Genomic DNA, 25,715 nt, shown 5'->3' with positions numbered 1-25,715 from the left:
CGATGACGATCACGATCCGTCACCTCGAGCCCGGGGACTACGGCCCGATCATCCGGGTGCTGAACGACTGGTGGGGCGGAAGGCGCATGGCGGACATGCTCCCGCGGCTCTTCTTCGTCCACTTCCGGCCGACGAGCTTCGCGGCCGAGGCGGACGGGAAGCTCTGCGGCTTCCTGGCCGGCTTCCAGTCGCAGACCTCCCCCGAGCAGGCGTACATCCACTTCGTGGGCGTCGACCCTGTCTTCCGCGCCGCCGGCGTGGGCCGCACGCTCTACGAGCGGTTCTTCGAGACGGTCCGCGCGCTCGGGGTGACCGAGGTGCAGGGGGTCACCTCGCCCTTGAACGAAGGGTCGCTCGCGTTCCACGCCGCGATGGGGTTCGAGCTCCTCCGGGGCGACGGCGGGGTGGGGCACTCGCCCGACTACGACGGCCCGGGCGAGCCGCGCGTGCGGTTGCGCAAGAGAATCTGAGGGCCGCGCTGCGGGGGCGGGCGACGCGCGCCTCCCGCGGACCGCTCAGGGACGCACGACGCGTCCCATGAACACGAGCGCGCCGGTGGCGTGGTCGCGGATGGCGAACACGAAAGGTCGGTCGATCGCGACCGTTCGCGTGACCGGCGCGCTCGTCGGTCCGACGATGACCGCCGTCGCCGCGGCCGCCTCGGTGCCCGCCTCGTTCACCTTCACGAACGCCTGGTGGACGACGTCCGAGACGCGCAGGCCCACCTCGGTCGACATGCGCGAGAAGTCCGCCTGGTCGCCGAACGCGACGCCGAGCCCGAGCGCGGTGAGCGGCGGCTTCAGCTGCAGGGAGCTTCGCACCTCGAACCGCGGGAGCGTGAGCGCGAGGTGCTCGTCCCGGAGCGCGGCGAGGTACGCCTCGAGCCGCGCCGGCGTGAGCTGCTCCTCGAGCGCCGCGAGCCCGCCCGCGGGCGGGACGAGGAGCAGCATCGAGAGCTCGCCGTCGTCGTAGGGGAGCTCCACCACCTCCACGCCCGCCACCTGCGCGGCCCGGGTGGGCAGGTCGCCGCTCGCCATCGTGGGCACGAGGAGCCGCGAGCCGTCGAGGAGCGTGAACTCGCGGTCGCGGGTGAGGGCGGGGTCGAACTTCTTGGCCCAGGCCGCGTTGAAGTAGATCGCGTTCACCAGCACGGCCACGGTGTCTGTGTCGATCGTCCCGACCGGCAAGAGGTCGGGGATGCGGTCCTCGGTCTCCTCCGCCACCCACGCGTTGATCGCCTCGCGGGCGGGCTCCGGCGCGCTCCCGAAGTCGAGGAGTCGCACGTCCGCGCCGTACTCCCCGGCGAGCGTGTCGAGGAACGGTTGCTCGAAGGTGAAGCCCTTCCGCGCGAAGAGCTGGTTCACGAGCCGCAGCCGGAAGGGCTGACCGTCGGCGCCGGACGCGTTCTCGCCGCGAGAACGGAGCTGCCGGTCGAGGTCGTTCATCGCCCGGTGGTAGCGAGGCTCCGGGATCGAGACGTGGAGGGTCTGCTCGAACGCGGCGGCGGTCGCGCCGGAACCGCCTGGGTAGGTCATCGAGAGCGCGAAGGTGATGCTCTGCGGGGAGAAGAACAGGTTCTCCTGCGCCTCGGACGCGAGCACGCGGTACAGGTCGAGCGCGAGCGCTCCGTTGCTCCCCACCGCGGCGGCGAGATCGGCCGGTGGAGCGGAAGCGGTCACCCGCGCCTCGGTGGAGCCGATCCGGTCGCCGGGCGCCGAGGGCGCTGGCGTCGGGCTCGATCCGCCGCCGCAGGCGCTCGAGAGCGTGAGCGCGGTGACCGCCAGCAAGGCCGCGCGGGAGAGCGTCATGGAGGTACCTCCGCGCCGCAGCGTAGCAGCGCGGACGGGCGATTTCACGCCTTGTGCGCGGGGTGACCCCTCCGAACGGCGCTCACGCGGGCCGGCGAGGCCCCTCCTCGGAGCCGGGGCCGCGCCATGGGGACAGGCGCGGGAGCCAGCGCGGCACCGCGCGGGCGTAGACGGGCCACTCGGCGGGGAAGCTGCGCGCGAGGACCGGCTCCTCTCCGAGGACGACGCGCACGTGGAAGACGAGCGCCAGGACGAAGGCGTAGGCGAGGGTCGAGGGCGAGCCCCTCCACGCGGCGATCCCCGTCACCAGTGTGAGCACCGAGAGGTACATGGGGTTCCGCGCGAACCGGTACATCCCGACCACGACGAGCTTCGTCGGAGGCGACCACGGCGCGAGCGTGCCCTTGCCGATGGTGTAGAAGTCCCGCACGCACCAGAGCAGGCCGGCGAGCCCGGCGAAGGCGAGCAGGAGGCCGGCGGAGTGATCGGAGCCGCGCGCGCCGTCCCTGTGCGCGATCCAGAGCGGGATCGCGACGCCGACCACCGCCGGCATCGCCAGGAACGCGAGCACCGCGCGCGCGAACATCGTCTCTCCCCCTCTCCGACGGAAGGCCGGGAAGCCGTCCGCGCCGTCACGCGGCGACGTCCTCACCTGCGCGCGGAGCTCGCGGGGCGCGCGTCCGCTGCGAGCCGCCGCCGCAGCGCCTTCGCCTGGGCGAGCAGAGGCAGGTCGCCATCCGCGCCGTGCAGCAGCGCGAGGAGGTGATCGAGACACTCCCGCGCGCTCGTGCGCTGGCCGAGCCGGTCGAGAGCCACCGCCTCGAGGTAGAAGCTCCGCGGGTACATCCAGCTGCGCGCCGGGCCACCCGGCCGCTGTCGCAGCGCGCGCAGCTCCCCGATCGCCTCCTCGTCGTGGTGGGACTCGAGCGCGACGCTCGCCGCGATCCACGTCGCGCCGATCGCGAGGTCTCCGCCGCGACCCGGGGAGAGGAGGAGGGGGCGCAGCAGCGCCCGCGCTCGCTCCGGATCGCCGCCGCGCCAGGCCGCGGCGCCCTCGTACAGCGCGCGCGACGGTCCGGGCGGCAGCGCTCGCGCCTGCGCGCGGGCCGCCTGCAGGTCGCCGGTGAGCGCGAGGACGGAGGGGAGCCCCTCCCATCGCCACCCGGAGGCGGCGAGCCGCCGGGCCTCCTCGCGCGCAGCGTCCTGGGGCTCCTCGCCGAGGAGGTGCAGCAGCCGCAGGGTCGGCTCGCTCGGCGAGGTGGCGTGGGCCGCGAACCGGTCGATCACCTCGAACGCCTCGCGCCGCCGGCCCTGGTACGCGAGGGAGCTGGCGAGCGCGGCGGCGGCCTTGGCGCGATCCGGCGAGGCCTCCGCGCGCTCGGCGACGGGGCGCACGAGCGCCTCGGACTCGCCGTGACGCTCCGAGAGATCCAGCGCCTCGGCGAGGGTGATGCGGGAGAAGATGTTCCCGTCGAGCTCGAAGGCGCGACGGGCGTCACGTTCCCCCTCCTCGAAGCGCCCGGACGACATCTCGGCGCGCGCGAGCGCGCGATACGACGCTCCCCCCGGCGCCTTCTCGACCCAGCTGCGACTGCGGGTGAGCATCTCGTCGATGCGGCCGAGCCTGGCGAGCGCATCGGTGACGTGCATGAGCGCCGGCTCCCAGATTGGGTCGAGCTCGAGCGCGCGCTCGAACAGCGCCAGCGCCTGCGACGAGTCTCCGTCGTGGAAGTAGAGATCCCCGGCCAGGTAGAGGACCTCCTTGTCCTGCGGGTAGGCGGCGACGGCGCGCGCGTACAGGTCGTGGGCCTGCTCCTCGTCCCCGTCCACGTGCGCCTTCCAGGCCTCGATGAGCAGCCGCTCCTTCTCGGGGACGCGGCTCGCGCCCCGCACCGCGGCGTCGATGGCGGCGCGCCGCGCCGCCGCGTCGAGCCCGGTGAACTCGCCCAGGTACGCGATCCGGTAGGACGCCAGCGCGAAGTCCGGGTCGACGCCCAGGGCGGCCCGGTACTCCTGCAGCGCCTCCTGGTAACGCGTCGCGTCCTGCGCCTGCTCGCCGCGGAAGTAGTGCGCGTACGCCTCGAAGCTGCCCGTCGTCGCGGACGCCAGATCGACGCGCGAGGCGCTCACCTCCGCCGGGCTCTCCCGCAGCCGCTGGCGCGTCTCCTCGGAGAGCCGGTCGATCATCCCGGGGACGCTCGCCTTCCCCTGGCCCGTCTCCTGGAGCGTGAAGAGGTACTCGCTCGTGTGGGGGTCGAGCGCCTTCAGCTCGATGGCGTAGAGCGCGTCGAAGCGCCGGATGGAAGCGAGCACCAGCGCGCGGGCCCCCGCGCTGCGCGCCACCTCGCGGCCGAGCGCCTCGTCCACCCCGGTCACCTTCTCGCGCCCGAGCTGGCGCAGGATGTCGAGCATCCGGACTCGCGTCAGGACCGACAGCCGCCGCGATTGCTCGAGCGAGGTGATGAGCATCCCCGAGAGGCCCGCCAGCTCCGGCTCCCCGGTGAGGTTCTCGAAGTCTGCGACCGCGACGGTGACGCGCGTCGCGCCCTGCCCCGCGGCGGGAGGCGCCGTCGCTCCGGACCCCCGCAGGGCGACGACCCCTCCGCCCACCGCGAGCGCGAGGAGGGCGGCCGCCGCCGCGAGCCACCGTGCGCGGGCAGGGCGGCGACGGCGCGCGGGCGCTGGGGGCGCCCCGGGCGTCCGCTCGGGCCCGGTGCGGAGCGCGTCCAGCGCCGCCGCGACCTCCGCGCCGTCGCGGGGCCGGTCGACCGGGTCCTTCGCGAGCATCCGCGCCAGGAGGGCGCCGAGCGCGGGCGCGTCCGGGACGTGGAGGGCCGGCGCGGGCCTGGGGCTCGCGGTCGCGCTCCCTTCCGCGTCGTCGGGGAACGGGAGCGTCCCCGCAACCATCCGGTAGACGAGGACCCCGAGCGCGTACACGTCCGTCCGCTCGTCCTCGGGCGCCCCGCGCCACTGCTCCGGCGCCATGTGCCCGGGGGTGCCGCCGCTGATCCGCCGCCGCCCGAACGCGTGCGCGAGCCCGAAGTCGAGCACCTTCACGCGCCCGTCGCCGCAGACGAAGACGTTGCCGGGGGAGAGGTCCCGGTGCACGACGCCCGCTGCGTGGGCGTGCGCGAGCGCGTGCGCGACGGCGGAGCCGATCCGCAGCGCCTCGCCGGTCGCGAGGGGCTCGCCGGTGAGGCGGTCCGCGAGCGTCTCGCCGCGGAGCAGCTCGAGCACGAGGTAGGGGCCGTGCTCGCAGCGGCCGGCGTCGAAGAGGGTGACGATGTTCGGGTGCGAGAGCCGCGCCGCGGCCTCGGCCTCGCGCAGCAGCCGGTCCTCTTGCAGCGCCGCCCGGTCTCCCGCCCGGATCGCCTTGAACGCCACCGAGCGGCCGAGCTCGCGGTCGCGGGCCTCGTACACGATCCCGAAGCCCCCGCGCCCGATCTCGCGCAGGAGCTCGAAGCGGCCCACGACGGCACCCGGCCCGAGCACGTGCTCCCAGGCGGAGCCGAGCTGCACCTCCGGCGCGCGCGCCAGCTCCCCGAGCAGCGCCGACACGCCGCCTCCAGCGGCCGGCGCCACGCCGGCGGGGCCGTCACCCGCGCTCGGCTGACCTCGTTCACGCGCCACGAGAGCTCCGGACAGCAGACGTTCCTACAGTTACTCGGCGCCGCGGGCGCCGCACCGGAGTCTCTCATGGGAGGGAGCGCCCGCGCGCCCGCCCGCGCCTCGCCGTGGGCGGCGGGCCGCGGCCCCGGCGGATCCGCCTGCTCGGCTACCAGTACCGCTCCACGTGCACCTCTCCCGGCTGACGCGGCGCGTGCTCGCGGAAGCCCTCCCGCTCGAGGAGCAGCGTCATGTCGTCGATCATCGCAGGATTTCCGCACAGGAAGACGTGCGTGTCGGCCGGCGTCGGCCGCGCGCCCCAGGCTCGCGCGAGGGCGCCGTCGGTCCAGAGCGCCTGCACGTAGCCCGTCGCGCCGCCCCACGGCGCCGGCTCGGCGTCCGGGCGGCTCACCGTAGGCAGGTAGGTGAAGTTCGGGCAGAGCCTCGCCAGGGTGATGAGCTCGGCGGAGTAGCCGAGATCCCACGAGTGCCGCGCGCCGGCCAGCACGGCGAAGCGCTGCGGCCCGCCGCAGGCGAGCTCGGTGCGGAGCATGCTCATGTAAGGAGCGAGCCCCGTGCCGGTCCCGACGAGCACGACGTCGCGCTCCGGCGGCACGTCTCGGAGCGTGAACATGCCCGCGGGCTTCGGGCCGAGCCATAGCCGGTCGCCGGGCGAGAGCGCGAAGAGCCGCGGCGTGAGCTCGCCCGAGCGGACGAGCGTCACGTAGAGCTCGAGCTCGCCGCGCTCGAGCGACGACGACGCGATGGAGTAGGCCCGCCGGATCATGCGGTCCGGCTCCGACTGCTCGTCCGGCGGCTCCGGATCGGAGAGCGCGACGCGCGGGGCGCGCGCGGGGAGGCCCAGCACCGCGAACTGGCCGGGGCGGAACTCAGGGTACGTCCAGCCGTCGGGGACGACGCGCAAGATGACGAGGCCCGGAGCGACCTCGATGCGGCGGGTGAGGATGGCGTTGACCTCGAGCTTTCCCACCCGGAGACGTGTAGCCGGCCCCACGCCGCCGTGCCTCACCCCGGAAGGCCGCCCCGCGGAGCGCCCCGCGCGTGCGCCCAGACGTCCCCGGGGGGCTCGTACCGCGCGGTCGACGCGTCAGCCCCGGGGCCGCACGCCGCGGACGAGGGCGCGGGCGCAGCGCAGGGTGATGCCGCCGTCGTCGCGCGGCACCGGCTCGAACCCGCGCGCGTGCCCGGCGAGGACGCGGCGCCGGACCTCGTCCTTCGGCAGCGTGGGCGTGCCGCGGTCGAACCACTCGTCGAAGTCGAGCTCGAACGGCTCCTCGAGGAGGCGCAGCCCGCCGAGCCCGGCGCGCGCGAGCACGTCCACGAGCTCCCCCGCGGACAGGCTCCGGACGTGGGTCCGGTCCCGTGCGCGCTCGATCGCCTGGTGCCAGCGGGCGCGCTCCGGGTCGGGATCGGCCGTGTGATCGCAGGCGACCACGACGCCCCCCGGCGCGACGAGCGCAGCCTGCGCGCGCACGAACGCGAGGGGGTCCTCGACGTGGTGGATGACGAGGCGCGAGATCGCGGCGTCGAACGGGCCGGCGCGGAGGTCGAGCACCGAGCCTTCCTCGAAGCGCGCGCGCGCGCCGAACCGGTCGCAGCGGCGTCGCGCGCGCCGCACCATCTCCGGCGAGAGATCCACGCCATGCACGGAGCTCCCCGCGGCGAGGAACGCCTCCGCGACGAGCCCGGGCCCGCACCCCGCGTCGACGAGCCGTGCGCCGGGCGGGAGCGCCGCGAAGGCGACGAGCCCTTGGAGCGCCGCGGGGTCGCGCTGCGCGGGGGCAAGCTCGAACCGCTCGGCCTGGCCGTCGAAGGCGCGGGAGAGCTCGCGATCGTGATCGCTCACGGCGTGGATCCTACGCCGGCCGGCTCGCGCGCGCTCCCTCGGGCTCCGCGACGTGGCGGGCGCTCGGCCCGGTCCGGCCATCCCGGGACTGAAGCGGCGGTCCCGGCCGTGCCCGATCCGGGACGCGTGTTCGCTTCAGGTGCGGCTCCGGGAGGGCCGGCTACTCGGCGCCGACGAGGCGGCCATCTGCGGGCGGCGTGGTGGCCGGGTAGGGCCGCGCCGCTCGCCCGGGCGCAGGCGGCCGATCCGCGTTACCGTACGCCCGTGAGCCGCACCCTCCGCGCCATCCCCACGCTGCTCCGCGTCGGCTTCGCCGAGTCGGTCGCTTACCGGGCCGAGATGTTCGTGTGGCTCCTCTCCACCACGATGCCGCTCGTGATGCTCGCCCTGATGAGCGCGGTCGCGCGCGAGGCGCCGATCGGGCGCTTCGGGCAGGCGGAGTTCGGCGCCTATTACCTCGCGGCCCTCGTCGTGCGGCTCAACGCCGGGGCGTGGGTCATCTGGGAGGTGAACTTCGAGATCCGCCAGGGGACGCTGGCGTTCCGGCTGCTCCGACCCATCCATCCGCTCGTCTCCTACGCCTGCTCCAACGTCGGCGCGATGCCGATCCGCCTCGTCGCCTCGCTCCCCATCATCGCGGTCGCGCTCGCGACCCTCGGCCCCGGCCGCTTCACCCACGACCCGCTGCTCCTCGCGCTCTTCCCCGTGACCGTGATCGGCGCCTGGCTCATCACGTTCCTCGCCATGGCCGTCATCGGCGCGCTCGCCTTCGCGATCGACTCGTCCTCGTCGGTGTTCGAGCTGTGGCTCGGCCTGTACGGCGTGTTCTCCGGCTACCTCATCCCGCTCGAGCTCTTCCCCCGCTGGCTGGAGGTCACCGCGAAGCTCCTGCCGTTCCGCTTCATGCTCTCCTTCCCGGTCGAGATGGTCATCGGCATGACCCCGCGGGCGACCGCGCTCCGCGAGCTCGCGGTCCAGTGGACCTACGTGGCGGTGCTCGCGCTCGCGGCGCGGGTCACCTGGCGCGCAGGGCTCCGCCGCTTCGCGGCGTTCGGAGGGTAGGGTGCGCCGCTACCTCACGCTCCTCGCGATCCAGCTCCGCGCCTCCATCGCGGTGGCGATGCAGTACCGGGTCGACTTCCTCGTCCAGGGCGGGCTCGCGCTCTTCTGGACCTCCTGGTCGCTCGTCCCGATCCTGGTCGTCTACGGACGGCGCTCCTCGATCGCGGGCTGGTCCTTCGAGGAGGCGCTCGTCGTCATCGGCTGGTTCACGGTGATGAAGGGCGTGCTCGAGGGGGCGGTGAACCCGTCGCTCGCCTCCGTCGTCGAGCACATCCGCAAGGGAACGCTCGACTTCGTGCTGCTCAAGCCCGCCGACGCGCAGTTCCTCGTCTCCACCGGGAAGTTCGCGCCGTGGCGCGCGCTCGACGTCGTGGGCGGGCTCGCCGTCTTCGCCGTGGCGTTCCACCGGATGGGTCGCTGGCCGTCGCCCGGCGCGGTCCTCGCCTCGCTCGTCCTGCTCCTCTGCGCCACGCTCATCCTCTACGCGCTCTGGATCCTGGTCGTCTCGTCGGCGTTCTTCGTGGTGAAGGTGGACAACCTCTCGTTCCTGCTCCTCTCCATCTTCGACGCCGCCCGCTGGCCCGCGGACGTCTTCCGCGGCGCCCTGCGCGTCGTCTTCACCGTCGTCATCCCGCTCGCGCTCATGACGACGTACCCGGCGCGCGCGCTCCTCGGCACACTCGCGTTCTCCCAGGGGGTGTTCGTCCTCCTCGGTGCGCTCGCGTTCTCGGCCTTCGCGAGGCTCGTCTGGCTGCGCTCGATCGGGCACTACACGTCGGCGTCGTCGTAGGCCGGCGCCGCGCCCCGTCCGGCCCCGCCCGATCACCCGGACCGAGCCGACCTTCCCGATCCGCTCCACGATTTCCGCGCCCGGCGCCCGCGCCCGACCGCGCCCGCGCCCGACCGAGAGTTCCGCTGTTCGTCCGATCCGTCCGCGATTCGTCCGCTGGACGCGCCATGGGACCGAACGTCAGTGCGGGCTCGCGTAGCGGTCCGAGCCCGGAACGTCAGTGCGGGCTCGCGTAGCGGTCCGAGCCCGCGCCCGACCGAGAGTTCCGCTGTTCGTCCGATCCGTCCGCGATTCGTCCGCTGGACGCGCCATGGGACCGAACGTCGGAGCGAGCTCGCGTAGCGGTCCGAGAGTTCCGCGGCTCGTCCAGCGCGTCCATGATTCCGCCCCGGCGCGGCGTCCGCGTGAGCCCAGCCGAGCGAGAGGCAAACGCCCGTCCGTCGAACGCGTCTCCCCCGCCCCACGCCCCACGGAGAGCTCCGGACGTACCTCACGCCGACTTCGTGAGCCGCAGCTCGAACCCGACGCCGCTTGCGGCGATCTCGCAGCCTCCGAACCGGCTCCGGGCCGACATCTGCTCGAGATCCTCACGCGAGTAGGCGCTCTTCAGCAGCATGTGTCGGAAGGTCCAGCGCGTGACGAAGGCGTCGAGGCGCGTCAGGTTCATCGCTCGCACCTCCGCATCGATGGCGTCGAGGGGCGCATCCCTCCGCAGGTCGAAGATCGACGCCCGCCCGCCCGGCCGCAGGACGCGGTGAAGCTCGTCGAGCGCGCCGACGGGGTCCGCAAAGTTCTTGAAGGCGGCCATGCACACCGCGAAGTCGAACGACGCCTCCGGGAAGGGAAGCTCGGCCGCGTTGCCGTGGCGGAACTCGATCGAGACCCCCGCCCGCGCCGCGTTCTCACCGGCGATCCGCACGAAGGACCGGCTGATGTCGAGTCCGGTGACCGCGTAGCCGCGTTTCGCGAGCTCGATTGCGAGGTACCCGGGCCCAGGGGCGACCTCCAGCACGCGCCCACCTGGCGCCACGCGGGCAGCGACCGCATTCGCGGCGGTCACGAAGCGTCTCCTGTCACGCCCCGTGTTCCGCGTGTACCAGCTCGCGATGAGCCCCTCCATCGCAACACCCTTGTACGCCTTCGCTCGTGCCGTCATGTCGCATTCTCCCTCGGGCCAACGCCCAGCTAACAACGGTCGCTACAAGCTAACGACGTTAACGTAATGCGACCAGCGTTGTCGGATCAAGGGGGTGGCGCGTAGGATCGGCGCCAGGGAGGTGAGGGTGAGCTTCGTTCCGTACCGCGACCACAGGGGCCCTCCCCGACGCAAGCCGCTCGACCGGGCGCAGGTCGTCCGGGCGGCCCTCGACCTCCTCGACGAGGTCGGGCTGGATGAGCTCACCATGCGCCGCCTGGCCGAGAAGCTCGGCGTCAAGGCCGCCTCGCTCTACCGGCACGTTCGCGACAAGGACGAGCTGCTCGTGCTCGTCGCGGACGAGATCGCGGGGGAGATCCCGGAGATTGCCCCGACGGGCTCATGGCGCGACCAGCTCACGGAGATGGCGCGGGTCAACCGCCGGGGCCTGCTCGCTCATCGGGACGCGGCCCGGGTGCTCGCGAGCACCCCGCCGATCGGGCCGCGGCGGCTTCGCCACATCGAGGCAGTGCTGCGCGTCCTGCGGTCGTCCGGCCTGTCCGACCGGGACGCCGCGCGCGCTGCCTACCATCTCAACAACTTCGTAACCGAGTTCGCGGCGGACGAGGCGCGCTACGAGGCCGCCGCGGCGGCGATGGGCGTCACACGTCGGAAGATGCTCGGCGAGGCGCGCAAGCAGTTCAGAGCGCTGCCCCGAGAGGAGTTCCCGCTCCTCGTCGCGCTGGCGGACCACCTGGCGGAGGACGACCCCGACGGCCTCTTCCAGTTCGGGCTCGAGGTCCTCGTGCGAGGCCTGGAGCGCGTCGCCCGCGGCCGCGACTGACCGCTCGTCGGCGCCCGCGCAGCGCTCCGAGCCGCACCGCGCGCGTCGCCGAGCCGCACCGCGCGAGCCCGCACCGAGAGTTCCGCGCTCCGCACCGTGGGGCCGCCGGTCGGACGGTGTCGCTTATGAAGTTCCAATGGATTTGCGCAGAGTGGCGGGCACACTCCCTGCTCACACCCGTCGCATGACCGTTCCGCGACAAGTTCTCAGAGGGACCACCTATCTCGTAACTCGACGCTGCGCGCACCGGCAGTTCCTGCTCCGGCCCTCCAAGTGTTTGAACGGCGTGTTTCTGTTTCTCCTCGCCGTCGCTGCCCGTCGGTACGGCATCGACGTCCACGCCTTCTGCGTCATGTCGAACCACTTCCATCTCGTCGTGACGGACCCTGACGCGCGCCTTCCGGCGTTTCATCAGTTCCTGGATGCCCTGGTTGCTCGCGCCGTGAACGCCTCCCTCGGGCGCTGGGAAGCCTTCTGGGATCCCAACAGCTACAGCGCCGTGAGGCTCGTCTCGCCGACTGACGTCATCGACAAGGCCGCCTACGTCCTCGCGAACCCCGTCGCCGCGCGTCTCGTCCGCTCCGGTCGGTTGTGGCCGGGGCTGTGGTCTGCTCCCGAGTTGATCGGCGGGGACGCCATCGTGGTTCAACGACCCAAGCACTTCTTCGATCCCAAGGGCGCCTTTCCCGATACTGCCGCCTTACAGCTGACCGCGCCCCCGGGCTTTGCCTCGGCCGACGATTTCAGGCGCAAGCTCGAGTCGGCACTCGCCGAGAGGGAAGAGCAGGCCGTACGAGAGGGACAGTCTCGCGGCGGCTTCCTTGGAATCGCCCGCGTCCTGGCACAGAAGCCGACAGGGCGGCCCACGTCCGGTGAGGCGCGGCGCAATCTGCGCCCGCGCGTCGCCTCACGCGACAAGTGGAAGCGCATCGAGACGCTTGGGCGGCTCGCGGAGTTCGTGCGCTCCTACCGGTCGGCATTGGCTTCGAGACGCGCAGGGGACACCGGCATCATCTTCCCATGCGGCACGTACTTGATGCGGGTAGCTCACGGCGTGCCCTGCGTCGGCTTCACTTAGCCATATCGCGGGCGAGCGCATCGGAGCCGCCCAACACCCTCATGCGCGCGAGAGCAAGAAGATGCCGATTCCCACGAGCGCCAGCCCGGCGAGGACGAGCAGGGCCACCTGCGCTCCAGGGACACCCGGTACGAGCACCGCCTGCGACGGAGCGGCCGGGTCGAACCAGACCGTGACCTCGGCGCCTTTGGGGAACCGCTCCACCCACTCGAGCGCACGCTCCTCGTCTTCGTACGCCACGCCGGCCGAGCCGATCCAGATCTGCCTCGATCCCTGCGCGCGTCCCCGAGCCTCATACGCGTAGCGAATCACGAACCCCCACCGTCTCGAGCGCTGCTCGTCAGCCTCGTTCAGGAGCTCCACTCGCGACTCGACGACGCGTCCCAGCGTGCGCGTCCAGTGGCGCGACTCCCTCCCGCGGCTTGACTGGCGGACCGCCATGGCCAGCATGAGCGCGCCGGCGCTGCAGAGGGCGAGGGCAAACCACTTCGGCATCGGCCCATCCTTCGCCGTTCGGCTGCTCGCCGCAACGACGAAGCCAACCTTCCTCTGTCGGTCCGCGCCGCGGCCGTTGTGACCGTCAGCCGGAACTCCCGGTCGGGCACGGCACGGTCGGACCCGGCATTAAACGGCCCGTTCGGTCCGTAACCAGAGCCCGCGCCGCGGACGGGAAGGCCGCCAGGCGGAACTCTCGGTCTGGGCCAACGCCGCCGCCCTCGCCACCACCCCTTCCGGCCATCCGCCGACCGGAGCCCCTCCGCGCCCCGCCTTCCGTTACATTCCCGCCCGATGCTGCGCCTCACCTTCCTCGGCACCTCGGCCGCCCAGCCGACCATCCACCGGAACCTCACCGGCCTCGCGGTGCGGCGCGACCGGGAGCTGTTCCTCGTCGACTGCGGGGAGGGGACGCAGCGGCAGATGATCCGCTTCGGCACCGGCTTCGACGTGGACGCCATCTTCTTCACGCATTTCCACGCCGACCACTACCTCGGCGCCATCGGCTTCCTGCGCACGCTCTCGATGCAGGGCCGCACGACGCCCATGGACGTGTACGGCCCGCGGCCGGCGAAGCGGCTCCTCGACGTGATGCTCTTCACGGGGACCGAGCGGCTCGCCTTCGACGTCCGCATCCACGAGGTCGCGCCGGGCACCGAGATCCGCCGCGAGGGCTGCGTCATGCGCGCGTTCGCGACGGAGCACCGGATCCCCTCGGTCGGCTGGGCGCTCGTCGAGGACGAGCGGCCGGGGCGCTTCCACCCGGAGAAGGCGGCCGCGCTCGGCGTGCCGATGGGCCCGCTCTACGGCGCGCTCCAGCGCGGCGAGGCAGTGACGCTCGCCGACGGCCGGGTCGTCCGGCCGGAGGAGGTGGTCGAGCCGCGTCGCCGGGGCCGGGCGGTGGCGGTGACCGGCGACACCCGCCCGTGCGCGGGCACCATCGCGGCGGCGCGCGGCGCGGATCTGCTCGTGCACGACTGTACCTTCGGCGCTCCGGAGCAGGCGCGCGCCGAGGAGACGATGCACTCGACCGCGCGCGAGGCGGCGCGCGTCGCGCGCGAGGCCGGCGTGCGCGAGCTCGTGCTCACGCACCTCTCCACCCGCTACGATCGCGAGTGGCAGCCGCTCGTCGACGAGGCGCGCGCGGAGTGGCAGGGGCCGCTCTCGGTCGCGAGCGACGGGATGACGATCGAGGTGCCGCTCCCGGACGATCTGGCCCGCGCGCCCGCTCCGGGTTAGAACCGCGGGCCCGTGCCGCGCACGCCCGCCGAAGATCTCGCCCGCTGGGTCCCGCACCTCGTCCGCGTGTGGCGCGAGGGCCGCGACGCGCCCTCCCGGTCCGGCGGCCCGCACGGCCAGCGCGGCCGCCACGGCGGTCACCCGCCCCGCGGCGGCCCTCCCCGTGGCGTTCGCGGCGGCTCCCCCGAGCTGCTCGCGCCGGACGAGCTGCGCGAGGTGGGCGCCGCGGTCGCCCGGCTGTCGAGGGGGCTGACCCGCGAGCGCGAGCTCGCGGGCGCGCGCTACATGGACGAGGGGCGGCTCCTCGGCGCGTACCTGCTCTTCTACTGGCCAATCTCCTACCTCCAGGCGCGCGGCATCCTCTCCGAGCTGCCGCGCCGCCCCCACACGGCGCTCGACCTCGGCAGCGGCCCCGCGCCCGTTGCCTTCGCGGCGCTCGACGCCGGCGCCGCCGAGGTGGTCGCCGCGGATCGCTCCGCGCGCGCGCTCGGCGCGGCCCGCGCGCTCGCCGCCGCGGCGGGCGAGCCCCTCGCCACGCGGGAGTGGAACCCCACCCGCAACCGGCCGCTCGCGGAGCTCGCCGGCGGCCGCAGGTTCGACCTCGTCACGATGGGTCACGTCGTGAACGAGCTCTTCCCCGGGCCGGAGGCCGACGCGCGGCGGGCGGACCTCCTCGAGGAGGCGCTCGCGCTCGTCGTGGCGGGCGGCTCGCTCGTGGTCTTCGAGCCCGCGCTCCGCGACACCTCGCGCGCGCTCCTCCGCGTCCGCGACCTGCTCGTCGCGCGCGGCTACACCGTCCGCGCCCCCTGCCTCTTCCGCGGCGCGTGCCCCGCGCTCGTGCGCGAGACCGACTGGTGTCACGCCGAGCGGCCCATCGAGCCGCCGCCCATCGTCGCGCAGCTCGGCAAGGCCGCCGGCCTCCGCAAGGAGGCGGTGAAGATGAGCTACCTCGTCCTCGCGCCGAAGGGCGAGGCCTGGGCCGAGCCGCCCCCCGGGCGCGTGTTCCGCATCGTCTCCGAGCCGCTCGCCTCCAAGGGCCGCCTCCGCTACATGGGGTGCGGGCCGGAGGGGCGGGTGGGGCTCTCGCTCCAGGAGAAGCACGTCACGGACGCGAACCGCCGCTTCGGGGAGCTCCTCCGCGGCGACGTGGTCGAGATCACCGGGGCCGAGCCGCGGGGGGACGGGCTCGCGCTCGGGGAGGCGTCGTCGGTGAAGGTCATCGCGCCGGCGGGCCGGCCCGTCCCGCCGGGCGAGCGGCCGGGGGGATGATCTTGCGCCCGTCCGCGGTTCCATGCTGAGGATCCCTCAGGATCGAGGACTTCCCGCGTGTTCAAGCTGTTCAGGTCGAGCCCCCCGCCCGAGACGCCGTCCGCGGCCTGTGACGCTGGTTGCGGCGACGCCGCCTCGGCGACCTCCGACGCCGACGCTCCCTTCACCGGCTGCCTCGTCTGCGGCGAGGACCTCGTCTACCTGCCGGCGTCGGCCGAGCTCGTCTGCGTGCTGTGCGGCGCCCCCAAGGTCTCCTCGGCGCGCTGCAAGGCGGGCCACTTCGCCTGCGACGCCTGCCACTCCGCCCCGGCGATGGACGTGATCGAGAAGGTCTGCGCGTCCTCCGACGAGCGCGATCCGATGGCGCTCGCGCTCCGGATGCTCCGTCACCCCGCCGTGAAGCTGCACGGCCCGGAGCACCACTTCCTCGTGCCCGCCGTGCTCGTCGCCGCGTACTCGAACGTGAAGGGCGAGAAGCAGAAGCGCGCCGAGCGCGTCGCGGAGGCGCGCCGGCGAGTGGCGCCCGTCCTCGGCGGCTCCTGCGGCATGCTCGGCACCTGTGGCGCGGCCGTCGGGGCGGGCGCGTTCGTGTCGATCGTCACCGAGGCGACGCCGCTCAAGGGCAAGGAGCGCGGGCTCGCGAACCGCATGACCGCCCGCGCGCTCACCGTCGTCGGCGCCACCGACGCCGCCCGCTGCTGCAAGCGCGACTCGATGCTGTCGATCCTCGCGGCCGTCAAGTTCGCGCGCGAGCACCTGCGCGTGGACCTCTCCGCGCGCGGGCCCGAGTGCGAGTGGCGCTCGGTGAACAAGCAGTGCGGCGGATCGGCCTGTCCTTTTCATCGTTGAGATGGGGGAACCTCGTCGGCCGGGGTCGCTGACGCGCCCGGCCTCCGCGGCTCCCCCATGCCCCCTGCTCGCTACGGGGCAGGCTCCGCCGCCTGCCCCTGCGCTCGCGACGCAACGCCCGCTTGCGACCCGCGCCCGCTCGCGGTTCGCGCCCACTCGCAACGCGCGATCTCTCGCTAACGCTTCCGCTCACCCCCCCGCGGCTCGCTCGCGCGAGGTGCGGAAGAGCTCGGACATCACCTCCTCGAGCGGCGGATCCTCCACGGTGAGGTCGGCGACCGCCAGCGCGCCGAGCATCCGCGCCACCGCGCCGGAGACCTCCTCCGCCGCGACCTGGATCGTCGCCTGGCTGGGCTCGCTCGACACGACCTTGCCGAACCGGCCGAGGTCCCTCGGCGCGCCGCCGTTCGGGTCCCGGAAGCGCACCACGATGCGCTTGTCGGGGCGCACCTTGAGCGCGAGCGCGCGCAGGTCGCCGTCGTAGATGAGCCGTCCGCGGTCGATGACGATGACCCGCGGGCAGAGCTGCACGACGTCCTCCATGTAGTGGCTCGTGAGGAGCACGCTCGCGCCGAACCGCTCGTTGTAGGCGCGGACGAAGCTCCGCACGGTGGCCTGCATCGAGACGTCGAGGCCGATGGTGGGCTCGTCGAGGAAGAGCACGCGCGGCCGGTGGAGGAGCGCCGCGGCGAGCTCGCACTTCATGCGCTCGCCGAGCGAGAGCTGGCGGGTCGGCTTCTGGATGAGCTCGCCGAGCTCGAGGAGCCGCACGAGCTCCTCGAGCGTCTCGTCGAACTGCGCCCGCGGGATGTCGTAGATCGCGCGGTTCATCGCGAAGGTCTCGGCCGGCGGCAGGTCCCAGAGGAGCTGCTGCTTCTGGCCCATGACGAGCGTGATCTGCTTCAGGAACGCGGGCTCGCGGCGGCGCGGCACGTGCCCCGCCACGGTCACCTCCCCCTCGGTCGGGTGGAGGAGGCCCGAGAGCATCTTGAGGGTCGTCGTCTTCCCAGCGCCGTTCGGGCCGAGGAACCCGACGCGCTCGCCTTCACCCACCGAGAAGTCGATGCCGTCCACCGCGCGCACCGTCTCGTAGCGGCGGCGGAAGACCGAGCGCAGCGCGGCGCCGAGGCCGGGCGGGCGGCGGTGGACCTGGTAGTGCTTGCGGAGGCCGCGGACGTCGATCACCCGGGGGATCTAGCGGCAGCGCCCTCGACGGGGCAAGCCCCTCGTCGCGAGCCCGCCGTTACAATGGGTTCATGGCTCAGAAGAAGCGGCCGGTGACGAAGAGCGGGCGGCCGCGCGCCCGCAAGGGGGTGAAGCTCACGCCGACCGAGCTCGCCCCGCCCCAGCTCGCCCTCGCCGAGCGTCCCCCGGAGCTCGAGGAGCTCGCCGGGGAGATCGAGCGGGACGGCGGCGCGGTGCTCGCCGCCTACCGCGAGCCGCTCGGCGGCCACGCCCTGCTGTTCGCCGCGCTGCCGGTGGACAAGGTGGAGCGCACGCCGTTCCAGCGCGACGTCTCCGACGCGCACGTGCGCAAGCTCACCGTCGCGATGGACAAGACCCGCCGCTACCTCGACCCCATCATCGTGGTGCGCGAGAAGGACGCCTGGCTCACGCCGAACGGCGGCCACCGGCTCACGGCGCTCAAGGAGCTCGGCGCGCGGAGCGTCCTCGCGCTCGTCGTGCCGGAGAAGCAGGTCGCCTACCAGATCCTCGCGCTCAACATCGAGAAGGCCCACAACCTGCGCGAGAAGGCGCTCGAGGTCGTGCGCATGTACCGCGACCTCGCGGCGTCCGTCGATCCGTCGGAGAGCGAGATGGCGCTCGAGTTCGAGGAGGCCGGCCTCGTCACGCTCGGCTTCGCCTACGAGGAGCGCCCGCGCCTCTCGGGCAGCGCCTACGCGCCCATCCTCAAGAAGGTGGACGCCTTCGTGGACGAGAAGCTCTCGAAGGCCGTCCCCGAGCGCGAGCGGCGCGCGCGGGCGGTGCTGGAGCTCGACGACGCCGTCGCCGAGGCGGTGGCGCGCCTGAAGGAGCGCGGCTTCGACTCGCCCTACCTCAAGGCGTTCGTCGTGGCGCGCGTGAACCCGCTGCGGTTCATGAAGGGCGGCGCGCCGCCGTTCGACGAGCTCTTCGCGCAGATGACGAAGCGCGCCCGCGGCATGGATCCGGGCAAGGTGCGCGGGGAGGACGTGGCGCGCTCGGGCGGCGCGGCCGCGGAGGCCGAGTGACCGGTCAGCGGCGCGGGGCCCTCGCCTCGCTCCGCGCGAGGACGAGCCGCTTCTCGAGCTCGCCGCCGATCGTCGCGAGCGCCGCCTCGTCCACGTGCAGCTCCGCGTAGGGGAAGAGGTCGCGCTCCTCCCAGCGCACGTGCCGCTCGAGCAGGTCCGCGAAGGCCGAGAGCTCGGCGCGCTGCTCGCCCGGGCGGGCCCCCCGGGCCGCGTCGAGCAGCCGCTGCAGCTCGGCGTGCTCGCCGCGCAGCCGGCGCAGGTCGCCCTCGGTGAGGTGCTGGCCGATGAGCTCCTCCTCGGCGCGGCAGTGGGGCCTGAGGATCTGCTCCTCGAAGCGGCGGGCCAGGGCGACGAGGCCCGGCAGATCCTTCGGCGCGCCGGCAGACTCGGCGTGGCCGGCGAGCCCCTGCTTCAGCTGGAAGGAGATCAGGAGCGCCTGGTGGTGCTCGCTCGAGAGTGGCTTCAGGGCGCGCGACCGCTTCATGTGGGGATGGTGTCGGAGAAGCCAGGGACGCGCAAGAGAACCCTCCTCCCGCGGGCGGGCGGGCGAGCCCTGCCGGGGGGAGGCCCTCGGCGTCGTTGACGCTCCGCGCCAAGGTCCTTAAAAATCGCCGAGCAGCCGGCCGATTCCCCAGTCAACCGGAGAGATCCATGGGCATGAACGGTTCCGTTCCCCCGGGCCGCCGAGCGGCGGTCGTCGCGGGCCTCCGCACGCCGTTCGTCAAGGCGGGCACCGACTTCAAGGACCTCTCCGCCGTGGACCTCGGCGCGCTGGTCGTGAACGAGCTCGTCGCCCGCAGCGGGATCCCGCCGAAGGAGTTCGACTCGGTGGTGTTCGGCCAGGTGATCCCGTCTCCCACGGTGACGCTCATCGGCCGCGAGATGGTCCTGCGCACCCAGCTGCCGCGGAGCGTGGAGGCGCACACCGTCGCCCGCGCGTGCGCCACCTCGATCCAGACCACCACCGACGCGGCCGACCAGATCCAGCTCGGCCACTCCGACTGCGCCATCTCGGGCGGCGCGGAGTCCCTCTCGGACGCGCCGATCTTCGCGACCCGCGCGCTCGCCCAGGGCCTCGTGGAGCTCTCGCGCGCGAAGACCCTCGCCGATCGCCTCCGGATCCTCTCGACCCTGCGCCCGAAGGACTTCGCCCCGCAGCCGCCCGCGCTGAAGGAGCCGACCACCGGGCTCACCATGGGGGAGAGCGCCGAGCTCATGGCGCAGAAGAACGGGATCTCGCGCGAGGCGCAGGACCGCGTCGCGTTCGAGAGCCACCGCCGGGCCGCCGCCGCCTGGGAGAGCGGCAAGTTCGACGGCGAGGTCATGCACGTGCCGGTGCCGCCGCGCTTCGAGCGGGTCTCGGCGAAGGACAACGTGGTCCGCAAGGAGACCACGCTCGAGGCGCTCGCGGCGCTCCGCCCGGTGTTCGACCGCAGGTACGGCACCATCACCGCCGGCAACGCCTCGCCGCTCACCGACGGCGCCGCCGCCCTCGTGCTCATGAGCGAGGAGAAGGCCCGCGCGCTCGGCATGAGGCCCCTCGGCTTCGTCCGCTCCTACGCCTACGCGGCCCTCGACCCGCGTGACCAGCTCCTGCAGGGGCCGGCCTACGCCGCGCCGGTCGCGCTCGACCGCGCCGGGCTGCGGCTCGCCGACATGGACCTCGTGGACATGCACGAGGCGTTCGCGGTGCAGGTGCTCTCGAACCTGCAGGCCTTCGCCTCGAAGGACTTCGCCGAGAAGGCGCTCGGGCGCCCCGAGCCGCTCGGCGAGATCGACCCCGCGAAGCTCAACGTGAACGGCGGCTCGATCGCGCTCGGCCACCCGTTCGCCGCCACGGGCGCGCGGATGATCCTGCAGACGCTGCGGGAGCTGGAGCGCCGCAAGGGCCAGCACGCGCTGATCACGGTGTGCGCGGCGGGCGCCCTCGGGGCGGCGCTCGTCCTCGAGCGCGAGTGACCACCGGCCCGGACGTCGCGGAGGGACGCACATGATGACGGCACAGGCGGCAGAGCGGCAGGGCCGGAGCTTCCGGGTGGACCTCGCGGACGGGGTCGCGACCCTGCTCCTCGACGAGCCGGGCGAGAGCGTGAACGTCCTCGAGCCGGGGGCGATGGAGGAGTTCTTCCGCCTGCTCGACGGCTTCGCGGTGGACGACACGGTGAAGGCGATCGTGCTCGCGAGCGGCAAGAAGGACGGCTTCGTCGCCGGCGCCAAGATCGACCTCATCCAGGCGATCACCGAGGCGGGCGAGGCGGAGAAGCTCGCGCGCGACATGCAGGCCGGCTTCGACCGGCTCGAGCGCTACCGCAAGCCGGTGGTGGCGGCGATCCACGGCGCGGCGCTCGGCGGCGGCCTCGAGTGGGCGCTCGCCTGCCACTACCGGATCGCCACGAGCGACCCGAAGACGCAGCTCGGCCTCCCGGAGGTCCAGCTCGGCCTCATCCCCGGCGGCGGGGGCACGCAGCGGCTCCCGCGGCTCGTGGGCATCCAGACCGCGCTCGACCTCATCCTCGCCGGCAAGACGGTGAAGCCGCGGAAGGCCCTGAACATCGGGCTCGTGGACGAGGTGGTCCCTCCCGAGCTGCTCCTCGCGGTCGCCCGGCAGCGCGCCCTCGCGCTCGCGACGGGCAAGCTCCGCCGCGAGCCGCGGCGGAAGGCGAGCCCGGTCGCGCGGGCGACGCGCGTCGCCCTGGAGGAGAACTTCGTCGGGCGCGAGCTGCTCTTCCGCCAGGCCCGCAAGGCGGTGCTCGCGAAGACGAAGGGCATGTACCCCGCGCCGGTCCGCGCGCTCGAGGCCGTCGAGTACGGCTACCAGAAGGGCTTCGCGCGCGGGCTCGAGAAGGAGGCGCAGCTCTTCGGCCAGCTCGCCGTCTCCGAGGTGGCGCGACGGCTCATGGAGATCTTCTTCGCCACCACCGCGCTCAAGAAGGACACGGGCGTCGACGATCCGTCGGTGAAGGCGCGGGCGGTGCGGAGGGTGGGCGTGCTCGGCGGCGGGCTCATGGGCAGCGGCATCACCTTCGTGACCGCGAACGCCGGGATCCCGGTGCGCGTCCGGGAGCGCGACGACGGCGCCGCGGCGAAGGCGCTCGCGAGCGTGAAGGGGCTCCTCGACGAGCGCGTGAAGCGCCGCTCCATCGACCGGCTCGAGCGCGACGAGAAGCTGCGCCTCGTCACCGCCACCACCGACTGGTCGGGCTTCGGCTCGGTGGACGTGCTCGTCGAGGCCGTCTTCGAGGACCTCGCCTTGAAGCAGGACATGCTCCGCGCGTTCGAGGCGGTGAACCCCACCGGCATCTTCGCCTCGAACACCTCGTCCATCCCGATCACCCGGATCGCCGAGGCCTCGGCGCACCCCCAGACCGTGCTCGGCATGCACTACTTCTCGCCGGTGCAGAAGATGCCGCTCCTCGAGATCATCGTGACCGAGAAGACCTCGCCCGAGGCCACGGCGACCGCGGTGGCGCTCGGCAAGCGGCAGGGCAAGACGGTCATCGTGGTCGGCGACGGACCGGGGTTCTACACGAGCCGCATCCTCGCCCCGTACATGAACGAGGCGGCGGAGCTCCTCGTGGAGGGCGCGGCGATCGAGGACCTCGACCGGGCGCTCGTGCAGTTCGGCTTCCCGGTGGGTCCCATCACGCTCCTCGACGAGGTCGGCATCGACGTGGGCGAGAAGGTCGGCAAGATCCTGCACGGCGCGTTCGGCGCGCGCATGGCCCCGCCGGCCGCGCTGCACGACGTGGTCGCCGCGGGGCGGCTCGGCCGGAAGAACAGGAAGGGCTTCTACACGTACGGCGACAAGAAGGAGAAGCGCGTCGACGTCACCGTCTACGACCTCCTCCCCGGCGGGCGCCGGCGCAAGATCTTCCCGCAGGACGAGATCCGCGAGCGCGTCGTCCTGCAGATGGTGAACGAGGCCATCCGCTGCCTGGGCGAGGGCATCCTCCGCAGCGCCCGCGACGGCGACGTCGGCGCGGTGTTCGGGCTCGGCTTCCCGCCGTTCCGCGGCGGTCCCTTCCGCTACGCCGACAAGCTCGGCGCGAAGGAGCTGCTCGGGCGGCTGGAGGCGCTGCGCGGGCGGCACGGCGAGCGGTTCGAGCCGGCGCCGCTCCTCGTGGAGCACGCCGCCTCCGGCAAGCCCTTCCACTAGGAGCGGGCCCGATGGCGCACCGGGCCACCCGGCACGCCCGCCGCGCATCCTCCAAAATGAGTGAGGCGAGCACCTTCGTGCTCGCCTCACCCGTCTTCAACGCTGCTGCGTGATCAGGGAGCGAGGTGGGGCGGACCCCACCTCGCCGGTTCGACTAGAGGCCGTCCGCCCAGCGGTCGAACGCCGCCTGGTGGTCCGTACCCGCGTTCGGGTGGCACACCACGCAGCTCTCGACCTGCGCGCCAGCGACCGCCGTACCGGTGAACGCCGGGCCGACGCCGATCTGGGACATGATGTCCTGGGTGACCGCGTCGAGGTTGGCGGACGTACCGGCCACGAGCGTGCCGAACATGGCCGTGTGCTGGTTGAACGCGGCGAGCGTGCCCGCGTCGTCCTCGTTGATGAGCTTCGCGCGGTGGCAGGAGCCGCAGGCGCGCGACGCCGGACCCACGACGTAGCTCGGGACGTTCTGGATGTTGCGGTTCGCGACGGGGTCGGAGCCCGAGAGGAGGCTCGGCAGCGACCGCGTCTGGTCAGGCACCTCGTACGTCCCGCTGCTGTGGCACGAGTTGCAGTTCAGGGTCCCGGCGAAGTTCGGGTAGTTACCCTCGACGTGCAGCTCGTGGCGGAGCACCGCGATCGGATCGGCGTAGTTGATGTCGCCCGGATCGAACGCCTGCATCGAGTGGATCGCGTGGATGTAGGAGTCGATCGACCGCGACTGCATCTCGAGGTGCGACCCGCCGCTCTGGACGGTGTGGCAGGTGCGGCAGGCGACGACGCCCGCGCTCCCGTAGTTCGGGCCGTGGAACGTCGTGCCGAGCGCGTCGTGGCAGGCGTTGCACTTCGCCGGGTCGACGATGTTCTTGCCGACCGCGCTCGCGTCCGCGACGAGCGTCGTGCTGCCGACGAGGTCGAGCGTGGCGGTCTTGCCGGTGACGGCGATCGCCGGGTTCGTGGCGCTGACGAGGGCCGTCTGGTCACGACCGACCGACGGGAGGAACGCGATCTCGACGCGCTGGACCTGCTTGTCCGCGCCGATCTTGGCGGCCCACAGCGAGAGGTCCGCGACCGCCGTCCACGAGGTGGTGCCGGCCGTCGGAGCGTCCGGGCTGAGCGTCAGGCGCGCGCTGTTCGAGGACAGCGTCGGGTTCGCGCGCTGCATCGCGCCGTAGGTGTACTCGAGGTTGGTCGTGCCGTCCGCCTGCGTGCTGTGGCCGCTGACGACGAAGTCCTTCGTGCCGTAGCCGTAGAGGCTGACCACGAGCGTCGGCTTCACCAGCGCGTTCGCCGCGAGACCGGTCATCTTGATGTCGACCGTGAGCTTGTACGTCGCGGGATCGTACGAGGCCGCGTCGATCGTCGTCTTGACCGCATCGGCGAACCGCGCGCCGCTGTCGTCGTAGATCGCCGCGGTGCGGCCGCTGTGGATCTGCTTGAACGTCCGGGCGCCGCCGGCCTTGTGGCACGTGAGGCAGTCCGTGGTGGCCAGGTTCATGCTGCCGTGGATGGCCGCCGGCATGATGCCCGGGTTCGTCGTCGTCCCGTCGCCGAGGAGGGCGGGCGCGCGCTTCGAGTCGGTGCCGCCCTTGCCGTTCACGGGGTGGCAGCTCTTGCAGGTGGAGATCTTGAAGTTGGCGTCGGCGAGGATGACGTCGAGCTTGCCGTCGTGGCAGGTGACGCAGTTCGCCATCGACTGCGGGAAGTTGAACTCCATCGCGTGCGACATGTGCGTGTCGTTCATGACGTTCGCCGTGTAGGCGTACGTGGTCTTCATCGCGTCCGTGAGGATCGGCGCGCCCTTGGCGTCCTTCGGGAGGGCGGCGTACGCGGCGGGATCGTCGACGATGACCTGCCAGTTCATGTCCGACCCCACGCGCTGGCCGGTGTGGCAGGCCTTGCAGGAGGCGAAGACCGGCAGGCCGACGACGGTCGCCTGGCGGTAGCCGTGCTTCGAGTACGGCTTGCCATGGCACTTCTCGCAGCCGGTGACGTTGGCCGAGGACTCGTAGTCGATCGTGCCGTAGACCTTGCCCGCGCTCGCCACGTTGTCCGGGAAGGCGTAGTGGCCCGTCGCCGGCGCCGCGAGGACGTTCGCGTCCGCGATGTACCCGTAGATCATCGCGCTCTGCGAGGTCTCCGGGACGAAGTTCGGGTTCACGCCCGCCTTCGTGACGGCCGTGAACTGAGCTCCCTTGCCGCCGTCCACGATGGCCTTGAACTTGAATCCGCCGTTGAACTGGAAGGTGTGCGCGGTGGTGAAGGTCTTCGTCGCCGCGTCGTACTCCGAGGCGTAGAAGACCTTCTGCGTCATCATGCCGAGCGCGTCGTCACAGGTCCCGCCCGGGCAGGCCGCGGCCGCCGGGTAGATCGTGAAGGTGAGCGTCGACGCGGTCGCGGTGGTCTGGACGCCGTCGATCACGAGCTTGAGCTTGCCCGTGACCGCGCTCATGCCGTCCTGGCCGTTCGTGCCGTCGGTGCCGTCGGTGCCGTTGACACCGTTCGCGCCCTTCTCGCCCTGGCAGCCCGTCACCGCGAGAACGCCGGCGAAGAGCAGCGCGCCATACTTGTTCATCCATCTCTGCATGTGGTGAAACCCTCCAAGTGGCTCGCGCGAGCGCGCAGCCTTTCCAGCGGCGCCACCGACCTCGGAGCGCCGCACGTCCCCAGCGGACGGTTGATCTCGAGCAATTGGTGGTTCAAGCAATTGCTAACTGCCTGACATCGCGAATGAACGACGAGCATCCCCCTGCGTCAACATTCCGACCCCCGAATGCGTGCCGCGAGCCAAAATGAGCGGATTGGTTTCGGCGCAAATTATTCGAAGCGCAATGCCCGTCGCACGGAGCCGGGATCTCGCGGATAAGGCTCCGGCGAGACGGGAGGTTTGCGCGCGGACGCGCGAAGCAGGACCTCCCGTGTGACGCTCGGGAAACGTGAAGCGCGCAATTTGCGCGCCGCGCGTTCGGATCGGTTCGGTGGCGACGTTCACCGGCAGAAGCGTAGTGACTGCGCTCCGTTGAGCTTCACTCTTGCTAATCGTTAACGCGGCCGGGTGAGGCGACACCCCGGGTCGAGAGCGTGCCCCTGCGACAGCGAGTCCTCGCCACGTAGCGCGCACGAAACGTGAAGGCTGGCTCGCCGCGTTCCAGGGTCGAGGACGATCCTGTCGTCTTCACGACACGGCGTCCCCCCGCAGGCCCGCGCACGCGGGCCGCGGCCGTACCCGGAAGCACCCGCGGCGCGCCGGGCGCGCCTGGGCTATAGATGAGATCCGACCCCCCGC

General features: G+C 72.7%; 21 protein-coding genes. 11 read left to right on the top strand and 10 right to left on the bottom strand.

The window, feature by feature from the left end:
• Window positions 1–2 precede the first annotated feature (2 nt).
• Window positions 3–470 carry a GNAT family N-acetyltransferase gene (locus MLV88_RS07325; protein WP_242337606.1) on the top strand — a complete coding sequence of 156 codons (468 nt, stop codon included), beginning with the start codon at window positions 3–5 and terminating at the stop codon, window positions 468–470.
• 45 nt (window positions 471–515) lie between these two features.
• Here MLV88_RS07325 and MLV88_RS07320 read toward each other — a convergent pair whose 3' ends face one another.
• The 5 genes from MLV88_RS07320 to MLV88_RS07300 all read right to left on the bottom strand — a co-directional run bounded on the left by MLV88_RS07320 (window position 516) and on the right by MLV88_RS07300 (window position 7,281).
• Window positions 516–1,808, bottom strand: coding sequence for a serpin family protein (locus tag MLV88_RS07320; protein ID WP_243337201.1), 1,293 nt, complete (start codon window positions 1,806–1,808; stop codon window positions 516–518).
• A gap of 82 nt (window positions 1,809–1,890) precedes the next feature.
• On the bottom strand, window positions 1,891–2,394 hold the full coding sequence (locus tag MLV88_RS07315) for a methyltransferase family protein (protein WP_242337609.1): 504 nt from the start codon (window positions 2,392–2,394) through the stop codon (window positions 1,891–1,893).
• Window positions 2,395–2,456: 62 nt separating this feature from the next.
• The gene (locus MLV88_RS07310; protein WP_242337611.1) at window positions 2,457–5,366 is read right to left on the bottom strand and encodes a tetratricopeptide repeat-containing serine/threonine-protein kinase; all 2,910 of its coding nucleotides are present in this window, start codon (window positions 5,364–5,366) and stop codon (window positions 2,457–2,459) included.
• Between the two features lie 217 nt (window positions 5,367–5,583).
• Entirely contained in the window at window positions 5,584–6,405 is an 822-nt protein-coding gene (locus tag MLV88_RS07305) for a ferredoxin--NADP reductase (RefSeq protein ID WP_242337613.1), read from the bottom strand.
• A 117-nt stretch (window positions 6,406–6,522) separates the two neighbouring features.
• Window positions 6,523–7,281: a class I SAM-dependent methyltransferase gene (locus MLV88_RS07300; RefSeq protein WP_242337615.1), complete on the bottom strand. Its 759-nt coding sequence runs from the start codon at window positions 7,279–7,281 to the stop codon at window positions 6,523–6,525.
• Window positions 7,282–7,545: 264 nt separating this feature from the next.
• Between MLV88_RS07300 and MLV88_RS07295 the strand changes: the two genes are divergently transcribed.
• Both MLV88_RS07295 and MLV88_RS07290 read left to right on the top strand, forming a co-directional pair.
• A complete protein-coding gene (locus MLV88_RS07295) occupies window positions 7,546–8,343 on the top strand; it encodes an ABC transporter permease (RefSeq protein ID WP_242337617.1) in 798 nt (265 codons plus the stop codon).
• Window position 8,344: 1 nt separating this feature from the next.
• Entirely contained in the window at window positions 8,345–9,133 is a 789-nt protein-coding gene (locus tag MLV88_RS07290; RefSeq protein ID WP_242337619.1) for an ABC transporter permease, read from the top strand.
• 490 nt (window positions 9,134–9,623) lie between these two features.
• Here MLV88_RS07290 and MLV88_RS07285 read toward each other — a convergent pair whose 3' ends face one another.
• Window positions 9,624–10,289 carry a class I SAM-dependent methyltransferase gene (locus tag MLV88_RS07285; RefSeq protein ID WP_242337621.1) on the bottom strand — a complete coding sequence of 222 codons (666 nt, stop codon included), beginning with the start codon at window positions 10,287–10,289 and terminating at the stop codon, window positions 9,624–9,626.
• A 127-nt stretch (window positions 10,290–10,416) separates the two neighbouring features.
• On the opposite strand from MLV88_RS07285, the gene MLV88_RS07280 reads away from it, so the two are divergent.
• Both MLV88_RS07280 and MLV88_RS07275 read left to right on the top strand, forming a co-directional pair.
• A complete protein-coding gene (locus tag MLV88_RS07280; protein WP_242337623.1) occupies window positions 10,417–11,112 on the top strand; it encodes a TetR/AcrR family transcriptional regulator C-terminal domain-containing protein in 696 nt (231 codons plus the stop codon).
• Between the two features lie 184 nt (window positions 11,113–11,296).
• Complete coding sequence (locus MLV88_RS07275) at window positions 11,297–12,190, top strand: hypothetical protein (protein WP_242337625.1); 894 nt, start codon at window positions 11,297–11,299, stop codon at window positions 12,188–12,190.
• 39 nt (window positions 12,191–12,229) lie between these two features.
• Here MLV88_RS07275 and MLV88_RS07270 read toward each other — a convergent pair whose 3' ends face one another.
• The gene (locus MLV88_RS07270; RefSeq protein ID WP_242337627.1) at window positions 12,230–12,685 is read right to left on the bottom strand and encodes a DUF3592 domain-containing protein; all 456 of its coding nucleotides are present in this window, start codon (window positions 12,683–12,685) and stop codon (window positions 12,230–12,232) included.
• Window positions 12,686–12,979: 294 nt separating this feature from the next.
• Here MLV88_RS07270 and rnz point away from each other — a divergent pair, with 294 nt between their 5' ends.
• The 3 genes from rnz to MLV88_RS07255 are packed head-to-tail and all read left to right on the top strand — an operon-like array spanning window position 12,980 to window position 16,042.
• Window positions 12,980–13,924 carry a ribonuclease Z gene (gene rnz, locus MLV88_RS07265; protein ID WP_242337629.1) on the top strand — a complete coding sequence of 315 codons (945 nt, stop codon included), beginning with the start codon at window positions 12,980–12,982 and terminating at the stop codon, window positions 13,922–13,924.
• A gap of 12 nt (window positions 13,925–13,936) precedes the next feature.
• The gene (locus MLV88_RS07260; protein ID WP_243337199.1) at window positions 13,937–15,193 is read left to right on the top strand and encodes a small ribosomal subunit Rsm22 family protein; all 1,257 of its coding nucleotides are present in this window, start codon (window positions 13,937–13,939) and stop codon (window positions 15,191–15,193) included.
• Window positions 15,194–15,250: 57 nt separating this feature from the next.
• The gene (locus tag MLV88_RS07255) at window positions 15,251–16,042 is read left to right on the top strand and encodes a DUF5714 domain-containing protein (protein WP_243337197.1); all 792 of its coding nucleotides are present in this window, start codon (window positions 15,251–15,253) and stop codon (window positions 16,040–16,042) included.
• Window positions 16,043–16,231: 189 nt separating this feature from the next.
• Here the strand turns inward: MLV88_RS07255 and MLV88_RS07250 are convergent, their stop codons facing one another.
• Window positions 16,232–17,227 (bottom strand): ABC transporter ATP-binding protein, encoded by a 996-nt coding sequence (locus tag MLV88_RS07250; protein ID WP_242353438.1) that lies wholly within the window; start codon window positions 17,225–17,227, stop codon window positions 16,232–16,234.
• Between the two features lie 71 nt (window positions 17,228–17,298).
• Here MLV88_RS07250 and MLV88_RS07245 point away from each other — a divergent pair, with 71 nt between their 5' ends.
• Window positions 17,299–18,273, top strand: a complete 975-nt coding sequence (locus tag MLV88_RS07245; RefSeq protein ID WP_242353440.1) for a ParB N-terminal domain-containing protein — start codon at window positions 17,299–17,301, stop codon at window positions 18,271–18,273.
• 4 nt (window positions 18,274–18,277) lie between these two features.
• Here MLV88_RS07245 and MLV88_RS07240 read toward each other — a convergent pair whose 3' ends face one another.
• Window positions 18,278–18,757, bottom strand: coding sequence for a hemerythrin domain-containing protein (locus tag MLV88_RS07240; protein ID WP_242337639.1), 480 nt, complete (start codon window positions 18,755–18,757; stop codon window positions 18,278–18,280).
• Between the two features lie 167 nt (window positions 18,758–18,924).
• Between MLV88_RS07240 and fadI the strand changes: the two genes are divergently transcribed.
• Together fadI and fadJ are read left to right on the top strand one after the other, a co-directional pair.
• Window positions 18,925–20,232, top strand: coding sequence for an acetyl-CoA C-acyltransferase FadI (gene fadI / locus MLV88_RS07235; RefSeq protein ID WP_242337642.1), 1,308 nt, complete (start codon window positions 18,925–18,927; stop codon window positions 20,230–20,232).
• Between the two features lie 31 nt (window positions 20,233–20,263).
• Window positions 20,264–22,429 (top strand): fatty acid oxidation complex subunit alpha FadJ, encoded by a 2,166-nt coding sequence (gene fadJ / locus MLV88_RS07230; protein WP_242337644.1) that lies wholly within the window; start codon window positions 20,264–20,266, stop codon window positions 22,427–22,429.
• A gap of 154 nt (window positions 22,430–22,583) precedes the next feature.
• Here the strand turns inward: fadJ and MLV88_RS07225 are convergent, their stop codons facing one another.
• The gene (locus MLV88_RS07225) at window positions 22,584–25,016 is read right to left on the bottom strand and encodes a multiheme c-type cytochrome (RefSeq protein WP_243337195.1); all 2,433 of its coding nucleotides are present in this window, start codon (window positions 25,014–25,016) and stop codon (window positions 22,584–22,586) included.
• Window positions 25,017–25,715 lie beyond the last annotated feature (699 nt).

The organism is Anaeromyxobacter soli (assembly GCF_022808855.1).
Classification (GTDB): Bacteria; Myxococcota; Myxococcia; order Myxococcales; family Anaeromyxobacteraceae; genus Anaeromyxobacter; species Anaeromyxobacter soli.
The sequence above is the reverse complement of the archived record's forward strand: the minus strand, read 5'-3'. Positions and strand labels throughout refer to the sequence as shown.